This window comes from Sphingomonas sp. GCM10030256 (genome assembly GCF_042666415.1).
Classification (GTDB): domain Bacteria; phylum Pseudomonadota; class Alphaproteobacteria; order Sphingomonadales; family Sphingomonadaceae; genus Sphingomicrobium.
Window position 1 is genome coordinate 645859 of the sequence record NZ_JBHTDI010000002.1, and the last position, 23165, is coordinate 669023.

The following is a 23165-nucleotide window of genomic DNA, read 5'->3' on the forward strand; positions in this document are numbered from 1 at the left end:
GTCGAGCCACCGGCCGAACTTGTGCCCGACCGAACGCATGCGGCCGGCATCCGTAAATCCCGCAGCCCGGTGCATGGCAACTGAGGCGGGTTCGCCGCCACCGATGACCGCAATCATCTGGCGGAAGCCGGCCCTTTCGGCGGCGTCTATGAGGGCAGCTAGTAAGGCCCGACCGACGCCTTGACCCGTGTTTCTCGGGTCGACGTAGATGCTGTTCTCACAGGTAAAGGCATAAGCCGGACGATCACGGGACGGCATAGCGTGGGCATACCCCGTGACCTGCCCGTTCCGCTCGGCCACCAGAAAGGGCCACCCTTTCTCCGCTGCCTTGCTGATCTTGGCCAACATCTCGCCTTCGCTAGGGCCTGCAGCATCGAAGCTAGCGATGCCATGCCGTGCATGATGGTCGTAGATGTTCGCGATAATTGCGGCGTCGGCCGGCACTGCTGAGCGGATCAACAGCTCAGGCACGCGAAGCCTTCACGATCTCGCCGTCTTCCTTGACGAAATCGGCAGGAAGGGAGCTGTCCAGCACGGATAGGACTTCTTCAGACGGACGGCAAAGTCTCACTCCGTTGGACCCCACCACGATCGGCCGGTTGATCAGGATGGGGTGCTCAATCATCGCGTCGATCAGTTGATCGTCGGTGAGCGCGGGGTCATCTAGCCCAAGCTCAGAGTATGGCGTGCCTTTCTGCCGCAGCAATTCTCGAGGCGGGATGCCCCTCCGAATGATCAGCGAGACCAACTCCTCCCTGCTTGGCGGCGTGTCCAGGTAGTGGATCACCTGCGGCTTGATGCCTGTGGCACGGATCAGCGCCAGAGTGTTGCGCGAGGTGCCACAGGCCGGGTTATGGTAGATAACGGTGCTCATCCGCAGCAGCTGATTTTCGCAGGCGCCAGCGCCGGAGTGCAGCAGGCATTCTCAGCGGCATTGCCGGATAGAGCGGTCAAGGCTGGGCTATCACCGTAGACCGTCGCCTCACCATTGGTAAAAAACGCTTCCCAGACGACGCCATCGGGATCGGAAATCCAACTCTTCTCAGACTTGGCGTAACAGCAGGTGGTTGCGACCTCTTCCAGCACCGGCCGGTCTGCGGCCTTGAGGTGCTCGTAGACCTCCGTAAGCTCTTCGCCACTCTCGACCTGGATGCCGAGATGCTCGATGCCCTTGGCTGCGTGATTGCCCGATGAAATGGCGAAATTCACGCGAGGATCTTCAAGCATCCACTTTGCATAGTCGCCCTTGAGCACCGTCGGCTCGGCACCAAACAGGGTCGAGTAGAAGGGGACGGAGCGGCTCAAGTCATTGACACCGACGTGCACATGCAGGCGCTTCATGCTGAAATCCTTTCAGGCTCAGATGGGGTTCCTTCCGCTTGGCAGGGCGATGCAGTGCCGCATGCCGCGCCTGCGCAGCAGTTCTCCATGAGGTAGCCGACAAGCTCGTTCATGGAGCCGTAGTTAGCTCGGTAGATGATCGACCTATGGCGTCGTTCCTGATGCACCAACTCAGCCTTGCTGAGCTGGGTCAGGTGGAACGAGAGCGAGGAGTTAGGGACACCCAATGCCTCCGCGATAGCGCCAGCGGACATTCCTTCCTCTCCGGCCTGCACCAGCAAACGAAACAGTGCCAGCCGATGCTCCTGAGCTAACGCGCTTAGCGCTGAGACTGCCCTAGCCGCGTCCATTATCGATCACCTCACTTCGAGTTACATCGAAATGAAAGTTTCAAAATGGTGTGTCAACTCATTTCTGCTTTCGTCGAAACGAGAGGCGGAGCAGAGCGGTTACGTCGCTTTGGGTCGGAATCGGACTTTAGCTACTTAGCTTGCGAGAGGGCAGGATTAAGGAACGGAGTTCTCCTTGGAGTAAGCACAAGGGAGATGAAAATGATCAAGAAGCTGACCGACGGAACGCCAGGTTCGCAACAGCAATCAGGAACAGAGTCGATGGGAACGGGCATACCAGGAGGTTCTCATGATGCCGAGCTCAGGGACTGGGCGTTCCGCGAGCACAAGCACTCGGTCGTCGCCTTCGGTCGGGTGTTTGGTGATAGCAAGGGCCGATGGCCGGACGGCTTCGTGATCGGAACTTCCGCGGTCGTTGGCGGCGCTCCTCAGGAAGGCTCGGTCATAACCACCCCCAACACGCGTTATCTGCTCTCCGGCCCTCCCGGCGATCTTGAGGCGCTGCTTAAGCTCTCCCAGCAACAGGGCGCGAACGCAGCCAGGCGGGGGATCTCGGAGCAGGATGAACAATTGTTCGATCTGTTGCAGGCGGCCTGGGGGATGGATGACGCAACATTCGAGAAGGTCGCCGGGCTGCCGCCGCGCTGGCTATGGCAGTGGCGCAATCACTACCGAGCACCCTCCGACCCTGAGCTTGCGGGCATTCGGCGCCTGATGCGCTTCCATAACGCGATCAGGCTCGTGACGTATGGTGAGCCGAACTATGCGGCATGGTGGCGCCGCCGCTGGAGCGACGGAAGCTTCATCGGCAGCCAGTCCCCCCTCGACGCGGTCCTCTCGAACCCGGCCATGATGGACAGGCTCGAACAGTACCTGCGGGCTCAGTTCTAGTCGCAGAAACCCGCGCACCTACGCGCGAGTTGCCACACCCACTCCGCGACACAACTTCACGAAGAGCAGGGAATTTGTTCTGCAGCTGGCCATTTGCCGACACTCAGGCCGACTTCATGCCACGTCTGCTGATGGTGGGAGGCGGAACAGCGGCTTTCGGGTCCTGACAATCACTGCTGATCCACGCCCAGTCATCAGCGTGCAACCGCTGCGAGTAACCGCTTTGCCGGCCCAAATCCGCAAACCGGACAAGGTTCGCTCCCCCTCACCGTCGCGCCAAACTTGTTCTGCGGAGCACCACAGCAGCCTTGTGAGACATCGAAGCGCTAGAGATTGATGAGGATGCTTGGGAGCACCATTGGCGGTCACCTAGTCAACACTTCATCGGCAAGGAGCGTCGCTAGGCTGCTTCGGGAAAGCCAAGCCACCTATGACATCCCGGACAGCCTATGGTATCAGTGACTTATTGAGTCGTACCGACAGTAGTATCAACTCATGTTGCCTCTAAGCAGGTTAGACGCAATTCCACGCAAACGCTGAAGCATCAGTTCGTTGTCGCGTGCACACGCAGGTACTTGTGGGCCATAAGGCTTAGTCCGGCGATCGGCCTGTCCGGCGTCCATCGCTGTATGCGTCTGCCACTCATGGCGCTGCGCGTGATCTCGGAGGGAGCTGAGTTCTGCTCGGGTTTAGCAGCGTTCTGCGCCACAGCATCGGGAGCGCAACCATGGCACAATTTGCGGGCACCAAGAGCTACAAGGCATTCGATGGGACTGCCTACAGTTTAAACGTGTGGACGGGGAGAAGCGTCGCGCTGCAAATCCCGACGCAGACTGCCGTCACTCAAGCCGTCATGGATAAGCTGCTACAGGCCTTCGATAAGGGCTATAATTATTACGCGCAGATCACTGGTCGGACGCCGCAGAGCAGCAGCTATCAATTTGGCACCCGTGACTCAATCGCAGTGGTAGATCAGACGTGCGGCGCAGGCTGCGGGTGGCTCGGCGCGAACGGCATCGAGGTGCTGCCTGACTATTTCGGTAGCAACCTTCAAGGTCAGTTCCCGTCCGTAGAAGGCTTCTACGACGCGATGGCTGCGCGCAACGAAGTCAACTCCATCGTATTTTACGAGCTCGGAAGGAACTTCTGGTTTTACGGTGATAAGCTTGGTGGAGCAACTTCTCAAACCGACTGGGGGTTCACAACTGGCTACGCGGTCGTAAATCGATACTATGCGATGCAGAGCACTGGGTTCAGCATCAACGGGATTGATGCCGAGTACCACAACCAGAAGCTTCCGCAGGTTGCTGCTACATATTTCGCCACTGCCGGGGTTAATGGTCTCAACACTTTAGGTGCTCGAACTGGCGTCAACAACCCGACCGGATACAATGGTTCAGCCGACTTGGCAGCCGCACTTTTCAGAACGTTTCGAGAGAATGTCGGTCCGTCAGATTACACCATATTCTGGCGAACTCTTCCATCCACTCCAAGCGCTACCACCGCGGCAGGAGCGTTCGCGAACTTTACGGATGCTGCTCGATCGGCGTCCGCCCTCGATTTCAGCTTCCTCTTCAAAGAAGGCTGGAATTTCAAGGTCGGCGGCCCCTCCGACGAGACATTAACCGCCGCAGACCACTTGGGCTCAGCGTATGCGGTGCTCGGCTTCGCAGGTAACGACACACTCACAGGAAGCGCCGGGGCCGAGTCCCTCTTCGGAGATGTCGGCGCCGATCGTCTCAACGGCGCGGGGGGCGATGATCAACTCGCGGGGGGAAGTGGTAACGACATCTTGGATGGAGGGTCCGGGCACGATATACTGCACGGTGGTGAAGGAACTGACACAATGACGGGCGGCTCGGGTAACGATCTGTTCGTCGTCGGTGAGCTCGGAGACAAGGTCATCGAAGCTTCAAGTGCAGGCGTCGACACCGTGCGCAGCTCCGTTACGTTCACGTTGCCCGCTAATGTCGAGAATGTGGTGCTCACTGGGCTCGGCGCGATCAACGGCAACGGGAACGCGGCTGCGAATTCAATCACCGGCAATGAAGCAGCCAATAAGCTGTCCGGGCTCGGGGGCGACGATCAACTATTTGGCTTAGGTGGGAACGACTTGCTTCGCGGCGGCCCGGGGCGCGACACCATGACTGGCGGCATCGGAGCCGACCGCTTCATGTTCAGCACCGGTGACTTCTCAGGCACCACCACGTCCACCTCTGACAGCATTGTCGACTTCAGTCGCGCTCAACGGGACCGGATTGACCTCAAGGCTGTAGATGCAAACGCCACCAACGGAACATCAACAAACGAGGCTTTCCGCTGGGTTGGCTCGAGCGCATTTCAGGGCACTCCTGGAGAGCTGCGCTATGAACAAATTAGCGGCAACACCTTCCTCTTCGGAGACGTTGACGGCGATACTGTCCCGGACTTCTGCGTTCAAATCATCGGGCTACACTCGCTCATCTCAAGCGATATCCTGCTGTGATGAACGTCTGTTCAGGTGCGTCGGCAGAGAGCTGGTGCTGCGACATTCGAAGCAACCAGTCTTCCTTCACTCAGCGCCATTGACTTGGGTGGCAGAAAGCCACCTACCGACCTCTAAGCCCCCGACGGTCCGCTCTCGGCCACTTGCCGATACTCAGGCCGGCTTTATCGCCACGTCTGCCCATGGTTGGAAAGCGGAACGGCAGCTTCCGGGCGATGACTGGGGAATAGCCGACGCTCATTCATGCGGAGCAGAAGTCGGCCTCGCGCCCATTCCGGTCATCGTTGCCAATTCGAACACCATAGACGCGGCTGCAGATGCAGTCTCCGCGCTCGGACTGTGGTTCGGTTCCGCGGCAGACCCCCCTGTCGGAGAATCGTCGATTGGCTGCGGCTTATTGCTTGTTCAGCCCGCTTGCAGCGCAAGGAACATCATCAGCTTGACCCGCCTCGTACTCCGGCAGATGAGTAGCGTCGCGCGGGATCGGCGCTGAAACGGGGGAAACATGGCACGAAACTTCGCACTCGCGGTTGCTGCCGTTTCGCTCTTGGCTGGCTGTTCGTCAAAGCCGCGCACGTTTTCGCCAGTATTGGCGGCGCCGCCTTCAGACCGAATCGCGTTTGATGCTGCTGTCGCCGAGTGCGGAACGCTGTTGGCTGGCGGGAAGCTCACGACGACAGGCAGGTTGGCATCGGGCGCAGCCGGCGCAGCAGCAGGAGCCACAACGCTTGCGGTCGGCAGCGCAGCCGCCAGCGGCGCAGGCCTATACGGCGGAATGGCAGTAGCCGGGGCAACGCTAGTGGCGCTACCATTCGTGGCTTTGGGCGGCGCGTACGGGATCGCAAAGGCCAAGCAGAAGCGGAAAGAGAAGGCGATCCAGATGGCCATGACGGGTTGTTTGGACGAGCGTGGTCATCAGGTGACCGGCTGGCAACGGACTGGCAAGGTCGTTCACGTTCGCAAAACTGACGCTAGCAGGTAACCAAACCGCCGGTACCTGAGGCCGCTTCCCACCCATTCCGGACAAGCTCGCTCACGGCCAAGTGCAGCGCGTCTGCTCTGAAGGACTGATCAGAGCATTGCCCGATGGCGGTTGTCGAACTCTCCGCCATAATCCTTGCCGATTTCCACCTTGCGCTCGACCGACCCGATGATCGCCTCCGAGAAATCCACTTCCGCGAGTGTCGAGCAGCTCTTGAGGTTGCCGGGCGAGAAGACGTTTACTTCCAGGATCTTGTCGCCAACGATGTCGATGCCGACCAAGAACATCCCGTCGGCGATCAGCTTGGGCCGGATAATCTCGGCCACGCGCAGCTCCGTTTTGCCAATCTCCACCGCTTCGGCCTTGCCGCCGGCGTGGATGTTAGAGCGAATGTCGTCCTTGGCGGCGACCCTGCGCAGCGCGGCGTATTTGCCGTCCACCTCCAGCGGCCGGCCGTTCATGAGGAAGAAGCGGATGTCCCCCTTCTTCGCGGCCGGGATATAGGCCTGGCAGATGATGTAGCCGTCGCGGCTGATCGCCTCGATCATCTGGTTGAGGTTGCCCGCGCTCTCATTGTCCAGCTTGAATACGCCCGATCCCCCCGAGCCCTGAAGCGGCTTCAGGATGACGTTGTTCTTGTATTCCTTGGCGAACGCCTTGATGTCGCGTTCGTCGCGGGTGATGATCGTCTCCGCCCGTGCCTCCTCCGGAAAGCCCTGGAAGTAGAGCTTGTTGATTGCCCGGCCAAGGCTGTCGGGATCGTTAAGGACAAGGGTGCCGCGTTTTGCCGCCTCTCGGCCGAACAATATACCCGCCTCCGCCCGCCACGGCGCGGTAGTAGCATCGAGGGAGGGGTCTGAGCGCAACCACAACACATCGACGTCCGCAAGGTTGACCGCTTCGGCCTTGGCTTTCGAGTCCTTCAGCGCCTGAAAAAAAGCTTCGCGACTGGCCCATTTCTTCTTCGGCATCTCGCGCACATGGGCGCGCAGGCTGTCGTCCTTTTCCATGATGAAGTCGGAGGGCGTGATGTACATGACGTCATGCCCTCGCATTGCGGCCTGGTGCGCGAGGACGGTGGTTGTGTAGCCGGCGAACTCGGTGGCTACATCGTTGACGAAAAAAGCGATGCGCATCAATCGGCCTTTATTCCAAGCAGTTGCTCCAGCGCGATCCCGGCGTTGAGCCGGGCGATGCGCTGTATCGCGTCTGGTCGTTCGAGGTACTCTGGCAGGTACTTAGGTGCGTGAACGAGACGGCGTTGAAGCAGTTCCTCGATCGCCGGAACGTCGGTCAGCGCGATCTTGCCGAGCCAGAAGGGCGCCAGCGATCCTCCGGTCGTGACATAGTCGATCACCGCTCGAAAGCCGTCGAGATAGATGGCATCCTTCGCGAGGCCCCCGGAACGGTGGACGCGCGTGGCGATGCTGAAGGCGCCGCCCAAGGAATAGCCGTGCCGCTCGCGGAGCAGGCGGTAGGTATCCATGAACTCGGCGCCGTTCTGCATGGCGGCGACCGCCACGACACGCGCGGCGAGCAGCCGCATGCGAGTCATGCTGAGCCCTCCGACAGCCCACTCGGCGAAGACTCCCAGTCCTTCCTGGATGCCTTCATATTTGGCGAGGCCGCTGCGGAAGATCGACAGTCCCTGAGCAGCGCCGTTGAGGTAGGTCAGGAGGTGAGTCGAAACTTCGTGACTGAGCAGCGCATCGAGCCGCGCCGCTGGCATGGAAGTCGCTGAACCGACCAGCAGTTTGTTGCGCGTGACCATCAGTCCCGAGACGTCATCGCGGAGCTCGACCTCCGCATCGAAAGACGCGCCCTTGTGGCTGTAGGAGCCGATCAGCTGGCGCGCTGCTTCGGCGATGGCGGGCGCATCCACACGCCTGCCGCAGGGAACGCGAGGGTTGGGCAGCGCAAGCACCTGCTTCGCGTCCCGCAGCAGTGCCGGCGACACTGTGCCGTAGAGGAACAGGCTGGCCGGCCGAAACGAGGGCGTGTTGCGCGTCGCAAGCATGGTCAGCTGCGCGTCGATCTCGTGGCGCTTGGCGGTGAACAATCGCTCGAGCAGCGGATCCTCCAAACGCGAGAAATCAAGGCGATAGAGGCGTCGCTTCACTGCGTCCGGATCGACCGTCAGCGGACGGTATCGGAACTCGGGCGGAGTCTCTCCGCTGTGCGCAATGAACTGCTCCAATGCCTCAGTCGTGTTGATCGGCGAAACCGCCAGCAGGAAGTCGAAGCTGCCAGAGATCCGGGCAAGCTTCTCGTCGGCGTTCAGGGCGGCCTTGAGGAACGCGCTTCGGCCCAGCGAACGGTAGTGTGCCGGTGCATGGCCCCTGGCGTCGTCGAGATAGGCGCAGGCGGTCCGAAGCAGCGCGTCGCCGCATGCCACCGAAAGCTCATGCGCGAGCTGCGGATAGACCCCGCCGTCATTGCGGCGATGGATCTGCGGCAGGCTGACCAGGAGCGGGTCACTGATCGCCGTTTCGTCCGACAACGCTTCGACCAGCCAGTGACCCGGGCCGACAGGCCGCTCGAATACCTTAGGGTGGCGCAGGTCGATTTCGATCTTGCCGAGTGCTTTGATGAGCGCCTCGCGTGCGCGCTTCTCGCGGGAAGAGCGGCCTCCGGAAACCACCGCGACGAACGGGGTCAGATGCTGGCTAGCGTCACTCTCCGGCGCCTGGTCAAGATCGTCGACGGCGATCACCAGTAGCGGCATTCCGGGCTCGCCTAGTTCGATCGCCAGGATATTTAGGAGTTCCAGCGCTTCGTGATCGTCGTCGCCCTCTTCCCAGACCAGATAGCCCGGGCTGTTGAGCGCGATCCGCCGGGCGAGACTGCGCGATGCAGTCTCTCCCGCTCGCAGGCGATGCACGACGAGGAACGGCAGCCGCCGGTCGAGATGCAGGCGGCCCGAGCGGCCCACCTTGCGGCGTCGGGCGCCACGGTTTGGAGGCAATTTCACGGTCGGCGCCATGCTCCCAATCAGCGCTCCAGCAGGTTCGCGGCAACTCTCCCCGAGAAGGTAATGAACGCACGCATCGCCGCCAGTTCTGCCGGGTCGGGTTGGCCGGTCCATTCGTCCATGAAGAACTTCTTGAACTCCAACGCGATGGCACAGGCTTTGCCAGGGTAGCGTTCGTGAACAAAGCGCGTCTGCTCGCCTTTGCCTTGGAAGGCGACATTCTCGCGCACGTCCAGCCGGCGGCCGTTGAAATCGAAGCTGCGCATTGCCTCCATGAGCGGATCGACCAAGAAGGCCCATTCCTCCCGGGGCATGGACGAGGTGCCGATATTGATATCGGGCGCTTCGGCCTGCGGCGTGGCCTCCCTATCAGGGCCGTCCCGGCGATGGTTGTAGCTGTGGACATCGATCAGGACGAAGCGGTCATGCTCCGCCGCAATGTCGTCCAGCAGATGTCCGAGCATCCGGTAGTAAGCGGCGTGAAGTTCGAGAGACTCTTGCGCGAGCCCCTCGTCGAGTCCGTTCTCCCAAACATGGAGACCCCAGCACTGCTCCGGCGTACGATAGATCGCGCCATCCCTGCCGCGATTAAGGTCGAACTCAAACCGCGAACGGTGAACCACGATGTTCGTCGGCACGCCGGCGACCGCCTGGCCAGTGAAGGGGTCTTCCTCTCGCTGACGATCGAGTTGGGGAAGGATCATCGCATTGGCGATGTCCGAGCGCAGTTCATTCCCGTCATGGATCGCGGTGGCAACGACTGGGCCTGGTCCTCGGATCACGGTCCACCATCGTTCCGGAGGGGTCTGCTCGATCATGGAGACTACAAGCGGACGAAGGTCCTTAAGGTTGCTTGTTCACTCCCCTCGAAGCGAAACAGACTGCAGATTGTCCGCTTCCGTGTTGCTGCTCCGAGAAGTTGCCCTGCGCGCTTTGGGCCCAGAAGCTGACGTTGGTACAACCTTCGCCCGCGTCATCTCGCAGGTGGTGATGGCTTAGGAGCTGATCCAAGAGGTCTTTCGGCTTATGGCTCCGAATAAGACTGCCACTCTTCATCAAATGCGGGCGGTCCGCGACGGGAGGAGGAAAGGCACGCGTTCTGCGCGCATGGCCAGTTGCCGGACTTCACGCCTGTGATACGGGGGATCATCGCCTCAGGAGTATCGCCGTTGCGTCTTTCCCGTCTTCTCCTCGCCTCCAGTCTCATCCTGTTTCCGACGGCGGCGGGTGCCGAGGAGGGCATGTGGACCTTCGACAATTTCCCCATCGCCGCCGCCAACCGCGATCTCGGCGTGTCAATTGACCAGAAATGGCTCGACCGGGTTCGTCTCGCCTCGGTCCGGCTGGGCAGTGCCTCGGGCGGTCTGGTCTCGGCCGAGGGGCTGATCCTGACCAACGAGCATGTCGCGTCCCGCTGCGTTGAGGATCTGTCCAAGCCGGAGCGCAACTATGTACAGACCGGCTTCACGCCCCAGTCGCGGGCGGAAGAGCGCTTATGCCCCGGGATGGTCGCCGAGATCCTGACCGACATCAGCGATGTCACGGCACGCATGCACGCCGCCGGTGCCGGCCTCGGCGGAGAAGCCTTCATCAAGGCCCGAGACGCCGAGGCCGCGAAGATCGAGACCGAAGCCTGTGGATCGGACAAGACCCGCCGCTGCCAGGTAGTGACGCTCTATCGCGGCGGGCAGTTCAAGCTTTACACCTACCGCCGCTATGCCGACGTCAGACTGGCCTTCGCGCCTGAGCATCGCGCGTCGGCGTTCGGCGGCGACCTCGACAATTTCAGTTTCCCGCGCTTCGCCGTCGATGCGGCCTTCGTGCGCATTTACGAGAATGACCGCCCGGTCAGAACGCCCGGATTTCTCCGCTGGAACCCGGCCCCGCCACAGGAGAACCAGCCCGTCTTCCTGTCGGGCAGCCCGGGTGCAACCCAGCGACTGCTGACTCAGGCGCAGCTGGGCACGGTGCAGGACGTCACCTTGCCGTTGGAGCAGCTGATCAACAGCGAGCTTCGCGGGCGGCTGCTACGCTTCTCCCACGAGAATGAGCGCAACGCCTTCATCGCCGGCCAGGCGATCTCGTCGATCGAAAATGTGTACAAGCGCGGTTTCGGGCGGCAGCAGTCGCTGATCGACGAGCGCTTCATGGCAGGCCGCGCGCAGACCGAGGCGAACTTACGGCAGCGGGTGCAGGCCGACCCTGCGCTTCGCCAGTCGATCGGCGATCCTTGGACCGATTTGGCGAAGCTGCAGGAAGAGATCGTGCGCCTCTATCCCGGCTATTACATGCTGGAAGTCCGCGCGGGCGGCGGCTCGCAGCTCTATAATTGGGCCAAGGACCTGGTCCGCGGCGCTCAGGAGCGGCCCAAGGCGAATGCCGATCGCCTGCCGGAATATGGTGACGCCCGCCTTGCGCAGGTCGAGAACGGGCTTCTCGCCGCGCGTCCGACCTACCCCGAGCTCGACGAGGTCCAGCTTGCCTGGTGGCTGTCGAAGGTGCGCGAGATCCTGACCGTCGACGATCCGCGCATCGCGCAGCTTCTCGGCAAGGAGTCGCCCGAGCAGCTCGCGGACCGGCTAACGCGCGGGACCAAGCTTGGTGACCCCGCTTTGCGCCGGACGCTCTGGGAGGGTGGCCTCACCGCTGTGCAGGCCTCCAACGACCCCTTGATCCAGTTCCTCCTCAAGATCCAGGACGTCACCCGCAGCACGCGCACCGATTATGAGGGCAAGGTTCAGGCTCCGACCGACCGCGCCAGCGAGGCACTCGCGAAGGCTCGTTTTGCAGTGTTCGGGACTAGCCTCTACCCCGACGCAACCGGAACGCTACGCCTGACCTACGGCCGCCTGCGCGGCTGGACTCGGCTCGGCCGGACGGTTCCCTATGCGACCACCTTCGGCGGCTTGTGGCAGCGAGCGACAGGCGCCGAGCCGTTCGACGTCGCGCCGCGTCTGCTTGCGGCTAAGGACAAGATCACGGCCAGCACGATCCTGAACGTCGCGGCGTCGACGGATACTATCGGTGGCTCCTCGGGCTCGCCGGCGGTCAATGCCAAGGGCGAGATCATTGGAGCGAACTTCGATTCTACCGTGCTAACCCAGCGCAACGCTTATGGATATGATCCGGAGCTCAACCGGAGCGTGCTGGTGACGACCTCGGCCGTGACCGCAGCGCTGCGCCACGCCTACGGTCAGAGCCATTTGCTTCGGGAACTTGGAGTCCGGTAGCGGATTGCCGCGCGCTACATCAGTCGCCTCGTTCGTACTGTTTCCATTGAGGAGATGACGAGGCGGTGGCTGAGCACGCCGCGATGATGACGGACGCATCAAGACAAGGGCTGAAGCAGCGATGTCCGACGATAATTATGTGTACGACGAGGCAAGCGGCGAGTAGGTGCGGGCGGCCGAGCTGTTGCAGAACCGTCGCGCCGCTGCCCAGATCGAAGTGCGCGATGCGGTCGGCAATCTTCTTGCCGACGGGGACCAAGTGACGCTGATCAAGGATCTGGATGTCAAGGGCGCAGGCCAGACGCTCAAGCGCGGAACGCTGATCAAGTCGATCCGGCTTACAGGCGATCAGCAGGAAATCGATTGCAAGTACGAGGGGATCAAGGGTCTCGTTCTGCGGGCCGAGTTCGTCCGCAAACGCTGATGGCGAAGCGTAAGCTGCCCCTGCCCGACGCTTCCGAGGTCAGGAAGCGCATGGACGCAAACGGGCTGATTGAGATTCGAGTGACGCCGAATGCGTCCGTTGAGGCGGTTACGCTGCCGGAGGGCGACAACAAGGTGCTGTCTATCCGCACCACCGCCACGCCCGAGCATGGGAAAGCGAACGAAGCGGTCCTGAGCCTGCTTGCCAGGGCGCTCGGTCTTCCTGTGTCCTCGCTGGCCCTCGTGCGCGGGGCGACGAGCAAAAACAAGCTGGTCAGGATCGTCTAAGGGCCCATGACTGTGCGAGGCGGGTGAGAGACCGTCGCTTGCCTTGAGGGGTGAGCCATCGCTTGGGTACACCAGGCGGCGGACCCGGATCTCGGCGGGCTTCAGACCCGTATAGGGAGCGTCGCTCTCCCGCGCGAATTTCAGCACTGGCCAGTGCGCGAACATGAAACCTCATGCCAGACACTAAACGCTGCACGCTGCACGCTGCACGCTGCACGCTGCACCCTCGACCGTTGGAATAGGATTGCTTCGCTCCGACGTAAGAAGAGAAACAGGAGGGAAGGACTAACTTGCATCCCGACGGTGGGATGAAAAACAAGGAAGGTTCTTCTAATGCTCAACCCCTATGGAGTGCAGGCTGCCCGCGAGTACTTGCTGGCCGGCAACGCCATTACGCGTCTTGAGGCTATGGTCCTCTTTGCAGTACCGGATTTAACCAAGATCATCTCTGATCTTCGTAGCGAAGGTCACAAGGTGGAACGGCAGACCGTTCCACTTGCCGGCGCTATTCGCCGGGTCAACCAGGCGGCAACTCTAATCGCGCCCCCGGCCCTGCCGGTTAGCGACATCAAGCTCACGGAATACTGGATTGCTTCGTGAAGCGCCGTTTCAATCGGAGGCAGCGCTTAGTGCTCGCACTCCGCAGCGGGGGTCGGTGCGAGGAATGCACAGCCCCCCTCCCCCGCAGCTTCCACGCTGATCACGACCTGCCGTTCAGCCACGGCGGTCCCACGGTTCTCCAGAACGGGCGCGCCACCTGCCCGTCATGCAATTTCTCCAAAGGTAACAAGACGATGAAGCTCCGCAACTGGCAGCAGGCCGCCCTCGACAAGGCCCTCACCTACTTCGCATCGGCTGATGGCGACCGCCACTTCGTGATCAATGCCGCGCCTGGATCCGGCAAGACGCGTGTGTCCTGCGCTATCGCTGCTGCACTGATGTCCACGGGCGAGATCTCGCGCGTGATCGTCATCGCGCCGCGGCGGACCGTCGTGGATCAGTGGGCTTCCGATTGGCAGGAGATGACCGGGCGCCACATGATGAAGATCACGCGCATGGACGACATCGATGCTGGGCAGCCCGACATCTGCGCGACTTGGTCGGCGGTAAATGGGTTGAAGGACGGGCTCCAGGCAATCTGTTCCAAAGACCGGGTTCTCGTCATCTGCGACGAGCATCACCATGCTGCCATTAAAGCTGCGTGGGGCGCCTCGGCAGACAGCGCCTTCAAGGAAGCCGCGTACTGCCTGATCCTGACGGGAACGCCCGTGCGTTCCGACGGTGCCTCGTCCGTTTGGCTGAACCTCGATGAGCTTGGCGCCATCCAGCACCCGGAGGCGGGTATGTACACGCTGACCTATGGGGAGGCAGTCGAGCTCGGTTATTGCCGTCCCGTCACCTTTCATAGGCACGGAGGTCTGTTCACCGTCGATCTCGGCAACTCACTCGAGGCACAGGTCCCAAGCAATGGTCCACCAGTCATCCCTCCCAACGCCGAAGTGGACGGTGTTCTTCGGCGGGTCGTTGATTTCCAGCGCTTGGCCCGTACTCCGCAATTCGAGGCCGATGGTTCAACGCCGCAGCTCAATGGCTACCAGGGAACGATGTTCGCCTGTGCGGCCGAGAAGCTGGACGACATTCGCCTGGAGATGCCGACTGCCGGTGGCCTCGTGATCGCTCCTGGCATCGAAATGGCCGAATACTTCGCAAAGCTCATTGAGCGTGCGGAAGGCGAGCGGCCGGCGATCGTGCACTCCAACCTCTCTTCCACGGACCGTCGCATCAATGCATTCCGCGCGAGCCGCACCAAGCGGTGGCTTGTGTCGGTCGGTATGGTCTCGGAAGGTGTCGACATCCCTCGCCTGCGAGTGTTGGTCTACCTGCCTTCCGCAATGACCGAACTTGCCTTCCGGCAGGCAATTGGGCGGGTCGTGCGGAATTGTGGGCACCAGGATGGCAGCCGCGCTTACGTCGTCATGCCCGCACTAGAGCTGTTTGATGAATATGCCCGGCGGATTGAAAACGACATGCCCGCAGCCGCATCGATCCGGGAGAACCGTTCTACGGGAAAGAAGTGCGGATCTTGCGGGGAGCGCAATGATCTCGCAGCGCAACACTGCGTCACCTGCAGCGCCGAGTTTCCAGTCCGGAGTACGAACTTCCGCACGTGCGAATGCGGAGCATTCAATCGCCTGAGCGAGGATCGGTGCAACAACTGTGGGCTGGACCTTACGGCCAAGTACCACATCAAGCTCGCAGCGGCTGCCCGCGATGGCGTGATCGCACGTGGGATCATCATCCCGGAGGATGAAGTGGTGAAAGCCGAAGCTTTGGCGCCTGCTCACCGGTTGATGATCAAGAAGGCGGAGGAAGAGCATGAGGTGTTGGCCCACATCCTGCGCACTGTGCCTATGGAGCTGATGCCAATGTTCGTGAAGCTCGTTGCTGAGAACAACACAGGCGACCCCGGTCCTTGAGAGTCAAGCGCACTCGCCATGCTGCCCGGCAAGCAACTCGGCGAGCTACGGCGTGAGAAATGGGACGCGGCGCAGGCCCCTTGGCGAAAGCGGGGCGTCGCAATTCCCGTTTGAGGCGACAGGCGTTCGAGCGCCTTGCACCCACATCTAGGCTGAGGAGAGATGATCCAGCCGCGGCCCCTCGTTTGGCACGATCTTAGGTCCGGTAGTGGTGGGAAGCGGAGGGGCAGCTTACGGGTGAAGACCAGCGCATAGCTGACGTTCGTTCAGGCGGAGCAGGCGTCGGCTCAGCGCACATCTCGGACGCTCATCCCTGCGTGGCCAGCGCCGGTAAGCAGACGCTCCGTCCGCTGCCAAGCTTATGTCCGATTCCGACCCATGGCGGATATTGGCTGCGCGTCCCAGCCTTACTTCGCCTTGGTTGGTCGCCCCTCGCCGCCTCCTCCGCAGTCGATTTTCACGGGCTACACCCCCGGGATAGCTTCCGTTCTTGCCCGAAGAACTACACTTTGGACGGTGAGCGGCCGACGGTGAGGTGCGAGTCGCTTCGGTTCGTTTGTTGAGCGTCCGCGTGGACAGGCCGCCATTGTCGGACCTAGCTGCGACGCCGCGATGGCTGCGCGTTCGGTCCACGAGCGATCGACCTGCCGGTTCTCTGAGCAAGGGACTGCGCACATGATCAACAGCCCATAACCCACGAGCTTGATTTCGATCTGGGTTTACGAGCGACGTCGCAGCCTCAGCGAAGCCGATTCAATCCCTGCGCACCGGAAAACCGCCGAGGCACGCCTCAGGCGGAAGGGTGCCGCTCGTCACAATTGAAGGACGGAGATACGCCATGGACATCCTTATCGGTGGGCCGCTTACGAATGACCAAACAATTGGCATCCAGGACGACGATGATGCGATCGGCAGCAATCTCAGCGGCCTTTCCGAACGCTTCCAGAACTTCCTGAACCGGACCGCGATTTCCCCAGCGCCCAATATGCCGTCCAGCCTACAGCTCGATTCGGGCCAGCTGGCGTTCGCCGACAATGCAGAGGCGTTGATCACTGGGGCAGGCTTCGTGACGGTCAACGCCGCTCAAACCGAGACCGTCAGTGATTTGTTCTTCTCCGACGGAAGTGGGGCTCTGCTGAACGGTGATAAGGTCCTGATCGACGATGACGGCGATCCAACCACGGATCGAGTACCGCTGAAGACGGTGAGCGGCAGCGAAATCTTTCTCCATTCCTATGACAATGGGGACATCGTGCTCGCGACGACCAGCGCGACCGCAGATGCCGGTGACGTAGTTGCTGCCTTCTACCTGAAAGAGGCAGGGGACCATAAAAGCGCCAGCATCGAAATGGTCACGTTCATGGCCATCGCACATCCCGATTCCGGTGACCCCGACGATCCCATCGACTGGACCGATCTCCTCAATGTCAGTTCCAAAGGCTCTATCTCCTTTGATTTCGACAATCTGGAGTCGGGCAACTTCCTGTGGGCTGCGGTAGGTAACGAAGCCGCTGGCCTGCTCGTTACCGGGCAGGACCTGAACGTCGTTGATAGCGGCGGCAAGCAAGGTGACATTATCAAGGGCGGCAGTTCCGACCCCAGCGATTCCGTGAACACCAGCCAAGGCGGCATTGGTGCAACGATCGGCATCAACGCTCAGCATTTTACCGACGGCCCAAAGGTGAACCAGCAGGACACCGATGGTTCGATCGCCGTCTTCACGCTGACGACCGGCTTTGTGCCTTTGCCGGCTAGCGGTGACGGGCAGGCGACCGGGATCAACGTCAAGCAAATCGATTATGTGAACTATATCAACACGAGCAGCGTCGATGTCTTCATTTCTCAGACGACGGGGAATGCCGACGCGAAGATGAAGATCTCGCTGGTCAACGCTTCGTTCGTACCAGACGCGAGCACTCCCGACCCCGATGACGGGACCCCGGAGGAAGGGTTTGCAGGGGTGAACCCGTATATCGGAAATGACACGCTCGACACGGCGCTGAAGAACGATAGCGACGTGTTGGTCGGAAGCGTCACCATTGGGAACTTCACTTGGAATTGGGATGATGCTGGCATCGTGGCCGGCGTGACGCAGGGCACCGGCGCGAGCGCGATCACGGTCTCCATCGACGGCAATGATGTGATCGTGGACGGCGTCACGACAGCCGATACGATCACGGTCACCGCGCGCAGCGGGACGTTTAACCGCTTCGACATCCAAGGTCTTGCGGGCACTGCCGACTTCGATATCGGGCGCATAGACATTGACAATGTCACGGGTGACACGGCCGCTGTCGGCGGCTCCTTGATCGTCGATGACGACGGCCCGAAAATTGGCGATTCCGATGGTGTCAGCGCATCGATCGCAAACAGCGTGGTCCAGCTTGCGGCCGACGCCACGGGAAAGGTTACCGACGTCACCCTTGGCGGTGCAGTAGGCACCGATCCAAAGGGAGCGCCGGTGTACACACTGACCAGCTACACGTCGTCGTTAAGCATCAACAACATCCAGTTACAGGCGGTGCCCAACAGCACGACGGCCTCGCTCGTTACGGGCGTGACCTACTATGAGGACACAAACAAGAGCGGTACCTATGGCGACACTGGCGATGACGCGTTTTACCGGCTGACGCTCGGCGACTCCGCCAACAACGGAGCGGGAGGCTATACCTTCGAAGTGCTGAAGGTTCCGGCACCTGACACGCTCGATTTCACGTTCGACAACCTCGAATCCGGTAACTTCCTTTGGGTGGCGGTTGGCAACGAGGCTGGAGGATTGCTTGTCACGGGCCAGGACCTGAACGTCGTTGATAGCGGCGGCAAGCAAGGTGACATTATCAAGGGCGGCAGTTCCGACCCCAGCGATTCCGTGAACACCAGCCAAGGCGGCATTGGTGCAACGATCGGCATCAACGCTCAGCATTTTACCGACGGCCCAAAGGTGAACCAGCAGGACACCGATGGTTCGATCGCCGTCTTCACGCTGACGACCGGCTTTGTGCCTTTGCCGGCTAGCGGTGACGGGCAGGCGACCGGGATCAACGTCAAGCAAATCGATTATGACAATTATCTAAACACGCCCAGTGCCACGCTCTTCATTTCACAAACGACCGGAAATGCAGATGCGATTATGAAGATCTCGCTGGTCAACGCTTCGTTCGTACCAGACGCGAGCACTCCCGACCCCGATGATGGGACCCCGGAGGAAGGGTTTGCAGGAGTGAATCCGTACATCGGAAATGACACGCTCGACACGGCGCTGAAGAACGATAGCGACGTGTTGGTCGGAAGCGTCACCATTGGGAACTTCACTTGGAATTGGGATGATGCTGGCATCGTGGCCGGCGTGACGCAGGGCACCGGCGCGAGCGCGATCACGGTCTCCATCGACGGCAATGATATCGTCGTAACTGGAGCAACCACCGGTGACGCCATCGAGTTCACCGCACGCAGTGGCACCTTCAATCGGTTCGACCTTCAGGCCCTTGCTGGCTCGGCGGACTTCGACGTCGGCAGGGTATCGTTAGGCTTCGTGCTCGACACGCCGGACCAGACGCTAAACTTCACTGCCAAGGTGACTGACGGTGACGGCGACGCCGCCACTGACAGCTGGTCAATTGGTATCGATGGAACAGGCGCTAACGACGACGGTGAAGTCGATGGCGTGAACAGTTTATCGAGCTCCCTGAGCAGCCTCTCGGCGAAAGATCCCGGGTTCGTAGACGACAGCCACATGGGGGACTCGATGTTCCTTCTGCAGAACCACGATTATTTCATGATCATTTAGGACCTTGGCCACTGAGAGAGGGCCGCGATCCGCGGCCCTCTTTTTGCTCAAGTATATTCCTCCAGCCATGAGTGGTGGGTCGCCCGGGAACTTCGGTTTAGGGACTGGTCCTTGGAAGGGCCGAGTGTCCGCAATGGGTGGGAACCGGACATTCAGTTCCGGCTGATGCGTCGCCGCACCCAGAAGTAAACAGGGAGCAACATAGGAAGGGTCAGAACCACCATCAGCAATGGGACGGGCTCTAGGGCGAGGGCGTCTTCCAAGATATCGAGCGGCACGAACTTGATTGGTCTCCCGCCAAGGCCAGAGCCTAGCAACCACAACGCTACCAGTGGTCCCACCGTCACTAACCAACCCGCCAGGTAGCAGCCGAACGCGACCGCCGCGTCGGAGTTAGATCCCTTTGCGCTCCCGGACATTACTTCAACATCACAGCCCGAACGGATGTCCGCAACGGGTCGGAAGTGGACATTCTCGCACTTCAGTTATGAGGCGAGACGGCAGAGCGGGAGCTTGCGTATGTTGCTAGTGTAGCCGAAAAATGTCGAATCGGCGGCTGTCGTTACCGCGTCGAAAGAGGGGCGATCATGAAAATCTTAGCGAAAGGTACAGTCCTCGGAGTTGCTCTGGCAGTGAGCGCTCAGCCCTGCCTTGCAGCCGCCGCTGCGAGCAACAGCGCGCCCGCATCGCCAGTCGAGTTCAACCTGCGAACTCACGCCCAGGCCGCAGCCGCGCAGCAGCCGACGGCGCTTGCGACGGCCGTTTCCGCCAGCACCGCAATTGCGGCTCAGGAGGCCGAGCAACAGCAAAAACGGCGCGGGATGAGCAAGGGGACAAAAACTGTTCTGATCGTTGGGGGCGTGGCCATCGTCGCAGTTATTGGTCTTGTGATCCTTGCTGCCAGCAGCGTTCCGCCCTCAATTGAGTGGTAGCAGTTCAGTGCCGCTTGCGGCCAATTCGCCAATTGGGTGTGCCGATCGCGGCTGAGTGTGTGCTTGGTCGAAAGCAGACGCTCCGCCTGGATGTCCGGAATGGGTGGAAAGCGGACGTAAGCTTATGCCGCGGTAGGCCGCTGCGACCGGCGCATCCACGTACCAATGGGCCAAGCCACCGCTACTGCGCCGAGGATGAAGAGACCGCTTGTCCAGTCGGCAACAAGGAAAGCGACGAGCAGCGTGGCGTCGAGCACGAGCGAAATAGCGGGCAACAGTGGGTAGAGCCTGGCCCGGTATGGCCGTGGAAGATCCGGCGCATCCCGCCGCAGCTTGAAGAGAGCCACGTCGGCAAGCAGTAGCGGGAACATACCCAGGGCCGCCATGATCCGGAAGATGGTCTCGAACTCACCGGTGAGGGTCAACGCGACAGAGCCGACTGCAGTTAACATGAGCGCTACGGACGGCGTGCCGCCACGGTTCACTGCAAGCGCGGCCCTGGGGAACAGCCGTTGTTCGGCAAGGCCGTAGAGGACTCGCGGAGCGGCCATGATGTTGGCGTTCAGGCAAGTGCCTGCAATCAATACCGCTCCGGCCGCGACGATCTGCAGCGCGCGCGACCCGAACAATCCGCCGATCGCATCGGCTGCGGGAAGCTTCGAGGTTCTCAGGGTCTCAAGCGGCAGCGCGTACGACAGTGCCGCACTGACGAGCAAGTACAGCAGGGCTACCGCGGAGATGGTCCCGAAAAGAGCCCGCGGGATGTTCCTGCCGGGGTCGGTATCTTCTTCGGCGAAATAGATGGCGTTCGGCCAACCCGAATAGGCTCCGAAGATCATTTGATAAGCAACGACGATCCCGAGCAGCGTTACCGGCTGTGCAATCGCCGCTGCAGCTCGCTGGGTCTCGGGAGGGGGCGAGAGGAAAATCAGGCCGGCAATGGCCAAGAGGAAGGCGAACTTTGCGAAGCTGCCGACAATCTGTGCCCTGCTCCCCTCCCGCACCCCCAGCCAGTTCAGACCGTACAACAAGAGCGCGATTACAGCCCCTGTGAGACCGGGGGCTGAGCGGACTTGCGGCACCAGAAACCCCAAGAACTCGGCGGTGACAATCGAAAGCGCTGCTATTCCAGCGACGAGGTTCAGCCAGTCGACCCATCCGATTAGCAAGCCCCCAGGTTCGCCGAACGCGGCGCGGGCCGGCACGAGAAATCCTCCCGCCTTGGGCATGGCGGTGATCAACTCCGCGATGACGTTCGCCTGAATCGCGGCGTGCACGGCAACTGCAGCCCAGAGGAGCAGAGCGATGTGCACGCTGCCCACGGATTCGACCACAGCTGAGGGGGTGCGCAGGATCCCGCCTCCTATGACGCTCCCGACGCCGACTGCGAGGGCGAAGCTCAAGCCAAGTACACGCAGCAAACGGCCGTTCGAACGAGCCGCAGCATTCCGGTTCGTTATTGCAGCCACGATTTTTCCCCTGCTGAGCCGAGCGCGAGCTTAGCAGTTCAGCAGCGAATGTCCGCAATGGGTCTATCCCGCACCTTAGCAACTTAGCTGAACGAACGACCAATTCCCGACACGGCCGCCGAGCTCCGGACTAGCCGCCAACGGCTATGAGCAAACAGAGCAAGCGGTCGGCACTCGGATTTAGTAGAAGGCCAATCTTGCCGAGCTTGGGAGGACCCCATGCCCACTGGACAATGTTGTTGCGGCGCTTGCGTCATAGCCGTGAGCGGCGAACCTAAACTCAGCGCTGTGTGCCATTGTGACGATTGCCGGAAGCGCTCCGGGAGTGCGTTCGGGTGGTCGGCCTACTTCCCATCAGAACAGGTCGAAGGGCCACGCGGCGACATTGGCGAGTATGAACCTAAAGTAGACGCTCCTCAGATACGTTGGTTCTGCCGATCCTGCGGAACGACACTTGCTTGGCGGACGGGGCGGTTCCCCGGTCTGACCGGTGTTGCAGTTGGCGCTTTCCCCTCGGGATCGCTGGCCCCGCCGACGATCGCCAATAAGGCAAGCGCCTGCCTGGAATGGGTCGCGCTTCCCTCAAGCTGGCGGCACATTGAATGACTTCATGGCCGACAGCAGGTGCTATCAAGTTTGAGGGCGGACACTAACGACGGTTGGGCAGGGCGAATGTCCAGGATGGGTGGGAATAGGACGTTATCGGCTGCACAATCCGGTTGGCTTCCACTTCACTTCGGTAGTCATCCACTGCTGCTTTGCTGGGTGCAGTACTAACAGCAGGGATCGTCGGAGGGGATGGCCATTGGACAACTGCATAGGGAGCCCGCCTGGTAGCCAGGCTGACTTCCCCTGCTCGACTCGCGTCTCACCGCTGCTGGTTTCCACGCATATTGACCCTTCAAGGAGGAAGAAGGCCTCGGGGCCGGAATGGTGATGAACCCGCGTTTGTGCCGGCGAGTTGGTGGTAGCCTCCATGTACCGAGCGATCACTGGCCCCTCGGCGGGAACAGGCATCGGCCCGATGGTTGCAAGCCGCTCACCGCTAGCTGGTCTCCACTCTGACTTGCCGTTCAATGTGTAAAGGAACACGTCTCCGCCGAGCGCAGTCACCACGGTGCCGCTGCCTCTACTTGCCGCGCTGGCTGAGGCTATGTCTGCGAAGCGGTCAATATGCCAGTAAACCACTGGTGGAAGCGACTTCACCGCAACCGCCACATTGAGGTAGCAGCCGATTGCCCCTCCTCCCGCCACTGCCTGAGCTTCGCAGCGGCCAGGCACACCGACGTGTATCGTGCGGTGGTCGCCAGACCTGTCAGGGGCTAAGGCAAGTGGCTGTGCGGCTAGTCCGACGAGTATCGGCAGCAATGTCATGAGCAGCTCCGTCGTTGCCGCCCAGACTAGCTCAAGCGCCAATGTCCGCAATGGGTGGTGGTCTCAGAAGGTCGTCGCAACACTAAACCCGATGCGAGGTGAGGTGATGCGATGGCGAAGAGACGGCGGCGGATGTTCACTGCGGCGGAGAGCGCTGAGGTTTGG

At 61.1% G+C, this 23165-nt stretch carries 18 protein-coding genes and 2 pseudogenes; 11 read left to right on the top strand and 9 right to left on the bottom strand.

Going from position 1 to position 23165, the window contains the following annotated elements; translation table 11 throughout:
* Window positions 1-6: 6 nt before the first annotated feature.
* The 4 genes and pseudogenes from ACFQPG_RS10975 to ACFQPG_RS10990 all read right to left on the bottom strand — a co-directional run.
* Window positions 7-471 (bottom strand): annotated as a pseudogene (locus ACFQPG_RS10975) (GNAT family N-acetyltransferase); the annotation flags it as partial.
* Entirely contained in the window at window positions 464-874 is a 411-nt protein-coding gene (gene arsC, locus ACFQPG_RS10980) for an arsenate reductase (glutaredoxin) (RefSeq protein ID WP_380813035.1), read from the bottom strand. The gene arsC and the pseudogene ACFQPG_RS10975, both read right to left, overlap by 8 nt.
* The gene (locus ACFQPG_RS10985) at window positions 871-1341 is read right to left on the bottom strand and encodes an ArsI/CadI family heavy metal resistance metalloenzyme (protein ID WP_380813038.1); all 471 of its coding nucleotides are present in this window, start codon (window positions 1339-1341) and stop codon (window positions 871-873) included. Before ACFQPG_RS10985 ends, arsC begins: the two co-directional genes overlap by 4 nt.
* The gene (locus tag ACFQPG_RS10990) at window positions 1338-1691 is read right to left on the bottom strand and encodes an ArsR/SmtB family transcription factor (RefSeq protein WP_380813040.1); all 354 of its coding nucleotides are present in this window, start codon (window positions 1689-1691) and stop codon (window positions 1338-1340) included. Before ACFQPG_RS10990 ends, ACFQPG_RS10985 begins: the two co-directional genes overlap by 4 nt.
* A gap of 201 nt (window positions 1692-1892) precedes the next feature.
* Here ACFQPG_RS10990 and ACFQPG_RS10995 point away from each other — a divergent pair, with 201 nt between their 5' ends.
* Window positions 1893-2582 (top strand): hypothetical protein, encoded by a 690-nt coding sequence (locus ACFQPG_RS10995; RefSeq protein WP_380813043.1) that lies wholly within the window; start codon window positions 1893-1895, stop codon window positions 2580-2582.
* Window positions 2583-3309: 727 nt separating this feature from the next.
* A complete protein-coding gene (locus ACFQPG_RS11000; RefSeq protein WP_380813045.1) occupies window positions 3310-5067 on the top strand; it encodes a calcium-binding protein in 1758 nt (585 codons plus the stop codon).
* A gap of 405 nt (window positions 5068-5472) precedes the next feature.
* On the opposite strand, the gene ACFQPG_RS11005 is transcribed toward ACFQPG_RS11000, so the two are convergent.
* From ACFQPG_RS11005 to ACFQPG_RS11020, 4 genes are all read right to left on the bottom strand, one after another.
* Window positions 5473-5955 carry a hypothetical protein gene (locus ACFQPG_RS11005; protein WP_380813048.1) on the bottom strand — a complete coding sequence of 161 codons (483 nt, stop codon included), beginning with the start codon at window positions 5953-5955 and terminating at the stop codon, window positions 5473-5475.
* 183 nt (window positions 5956-6138) lie between these two features.
* Complete coding sequence (locus tag ACFQPG_RS11010) at window positions 6139-7185, bottom strand: glutathione synthetase (RefSeq protein WP_380813049.1); 1047 nt, start codon at window positions 7183-7185, stop codon at window positions 6139-6141.
* Entirely contained in the window at window positions 7185-9032 is a 1848-nt protein-coding gene (locus ACFQPG_RS11015; protein ID WP_380813051.1) for a flavohemoglobin expression-modulating QEGLA motif protein, read from the bottom strand. The genes ACFQPG_RS11010 and ACFQPG_RS11015 overlap by 1 nt, the downstream gene beginning before the upstream one ends.
* An 8-nt stretch (window positions 9033-9040) precedes the next feature.
* Window positions 9041-9838: an N-formylglutamate amidohydrolase gene (locus tag ACFQPG_RS11020; RefSeq protein WP_380813053.1), complete on the bottom strand. Its 798-nt coding sequence runs from the start codon at window positions 9836-9838 to the stop codon at window positions 9041-9043.
* Window positions 9839-10189: 351 nt separating this feature from the next.
* On the opposite strand from ACFQPG_RS11020, the gene ACFQPG_RS11025 reads away from it, so the two are divergent.
* From ACFQPG_RS11025 to ACFQPG_RS11060, 8 genes and pseudogenes are all read left to right on the top strand, one after another.
* Entirely contained in the window at window positions 10190-12250 is a 2061-nt protein-coding gene (locus tag ACFQPG_RS11025) for a S46 family peptidase (protein WP_380813055.1), read from the top strand.
* Between the two features lie 166 nt (window positions 12251-12416).
* Entirely contained in the window at window positions 12417-12674 is a 258-nt protein-coding gene (locus ACFQPG_RS11030) for an alkylphosphonate utilization protein (protein ID WP_380813058.1), read from the top strand.
* Window positions 12674-12961 (top strand): DUF167 domain-containing protein, encoded by a 288-nt coding sequence (locus tag ACFQPG_RS11035; protein ID WP_380813061.1) that lies wholly within the window; start codon window positions 12674-12676, stop codon window positions 12959-12961. Before ACFQPG_RS11030 ends, ACFQPG_RS11035 begins: the two co-directional genes overlap by 1 nt.
* Window positions 12962-13294: 333 nt before the next feature.
* The gene (locus ACFQPG_RS11040) at window positions 13295-13561 is read left to right on the top strand and encodes a helix-turn-helix domain-containing protein (RefSeq protein WP_380813064.1); all 267 of its coding nucleotides are present in this window, start codon (window positions 13295-13297) and stop codon (window positions 13559-13561) included.
* 29 nt (window positions 13562-13590) lie between these two features.
* Window positions 13591-13740 (top strand): annotated as a pseudogene (locus ACFQPG_RS11045) (HNH endonuclease); the annotation flags it as partial.
* 15 nt (window positions 13741-13755) lie between these two features.
* Window positions 13756-15438 carry a DEAD/DEAH box helicase gene (locus ACFQPG_RS11050; protein ID WP_380813155.1) on the top strand — a complete coding sequence of 561 codons (1683 nt, stop codon included), beginning with the start codon at window positions 13756-13758 and terminating at the stop codon, window positions 15436-15438.
* Window positions 15439-16276: 838 nt separating this feature from the next.
* Window positions 16277-19225, top strand: a complete 2949-nt coding sequence (locus ACFQPG_RS11055) for a beta strand repeat-containing protein (protein ID WP_380813066.1) — start codon at window positions 16277-16279, stop codon at window positions 19223-19225.
* 632 nt (window positions 19226-19857) lie between these two features.
* A complete protein-coding gene (locus tag ACFQPG_RS11060) occupies window positions 19858-20157 on the top strand; it encodes a hypothetical protein (protein ID WP_380813068.1) in 300 nt (99 codons plus the stop codon).
* Between the two features lie 122 nt (window positions 20158-20279).
* Here ACFQPG_RS11060 and ACFQPG_RS11065 read toward each other — a convergent pair whose 3' ends face one another.
* Window positions 20280-21626: an APC family permease gene (locus ACFQPG_RS11065; RefSeq protein WP_380813070.1), complete on the bottom strand. Its 1347-nt coding sequence runs from the start codon at window positions 21624-21626 to the stop codon at window positions 20280-20282.
* A gap of 219 nt (window positions 21627-21845) precedes the next feature.
* Between ACFQPG_RS11065 and ACFQPG_RS11070 the strand changes: the two genes are divergently transcribed.
* Window positions 21846-22232, top strand: coding sequence for a GFA family protein (locus tag ACFQPG_RS11070; protein ID WP_380813073.1), 387 nt, complete (start codon window positions 21846-21848; stop codon window positions 22230-22232).
* Window positions 22233-23165 lie beyond the last annotated feature (933 nt).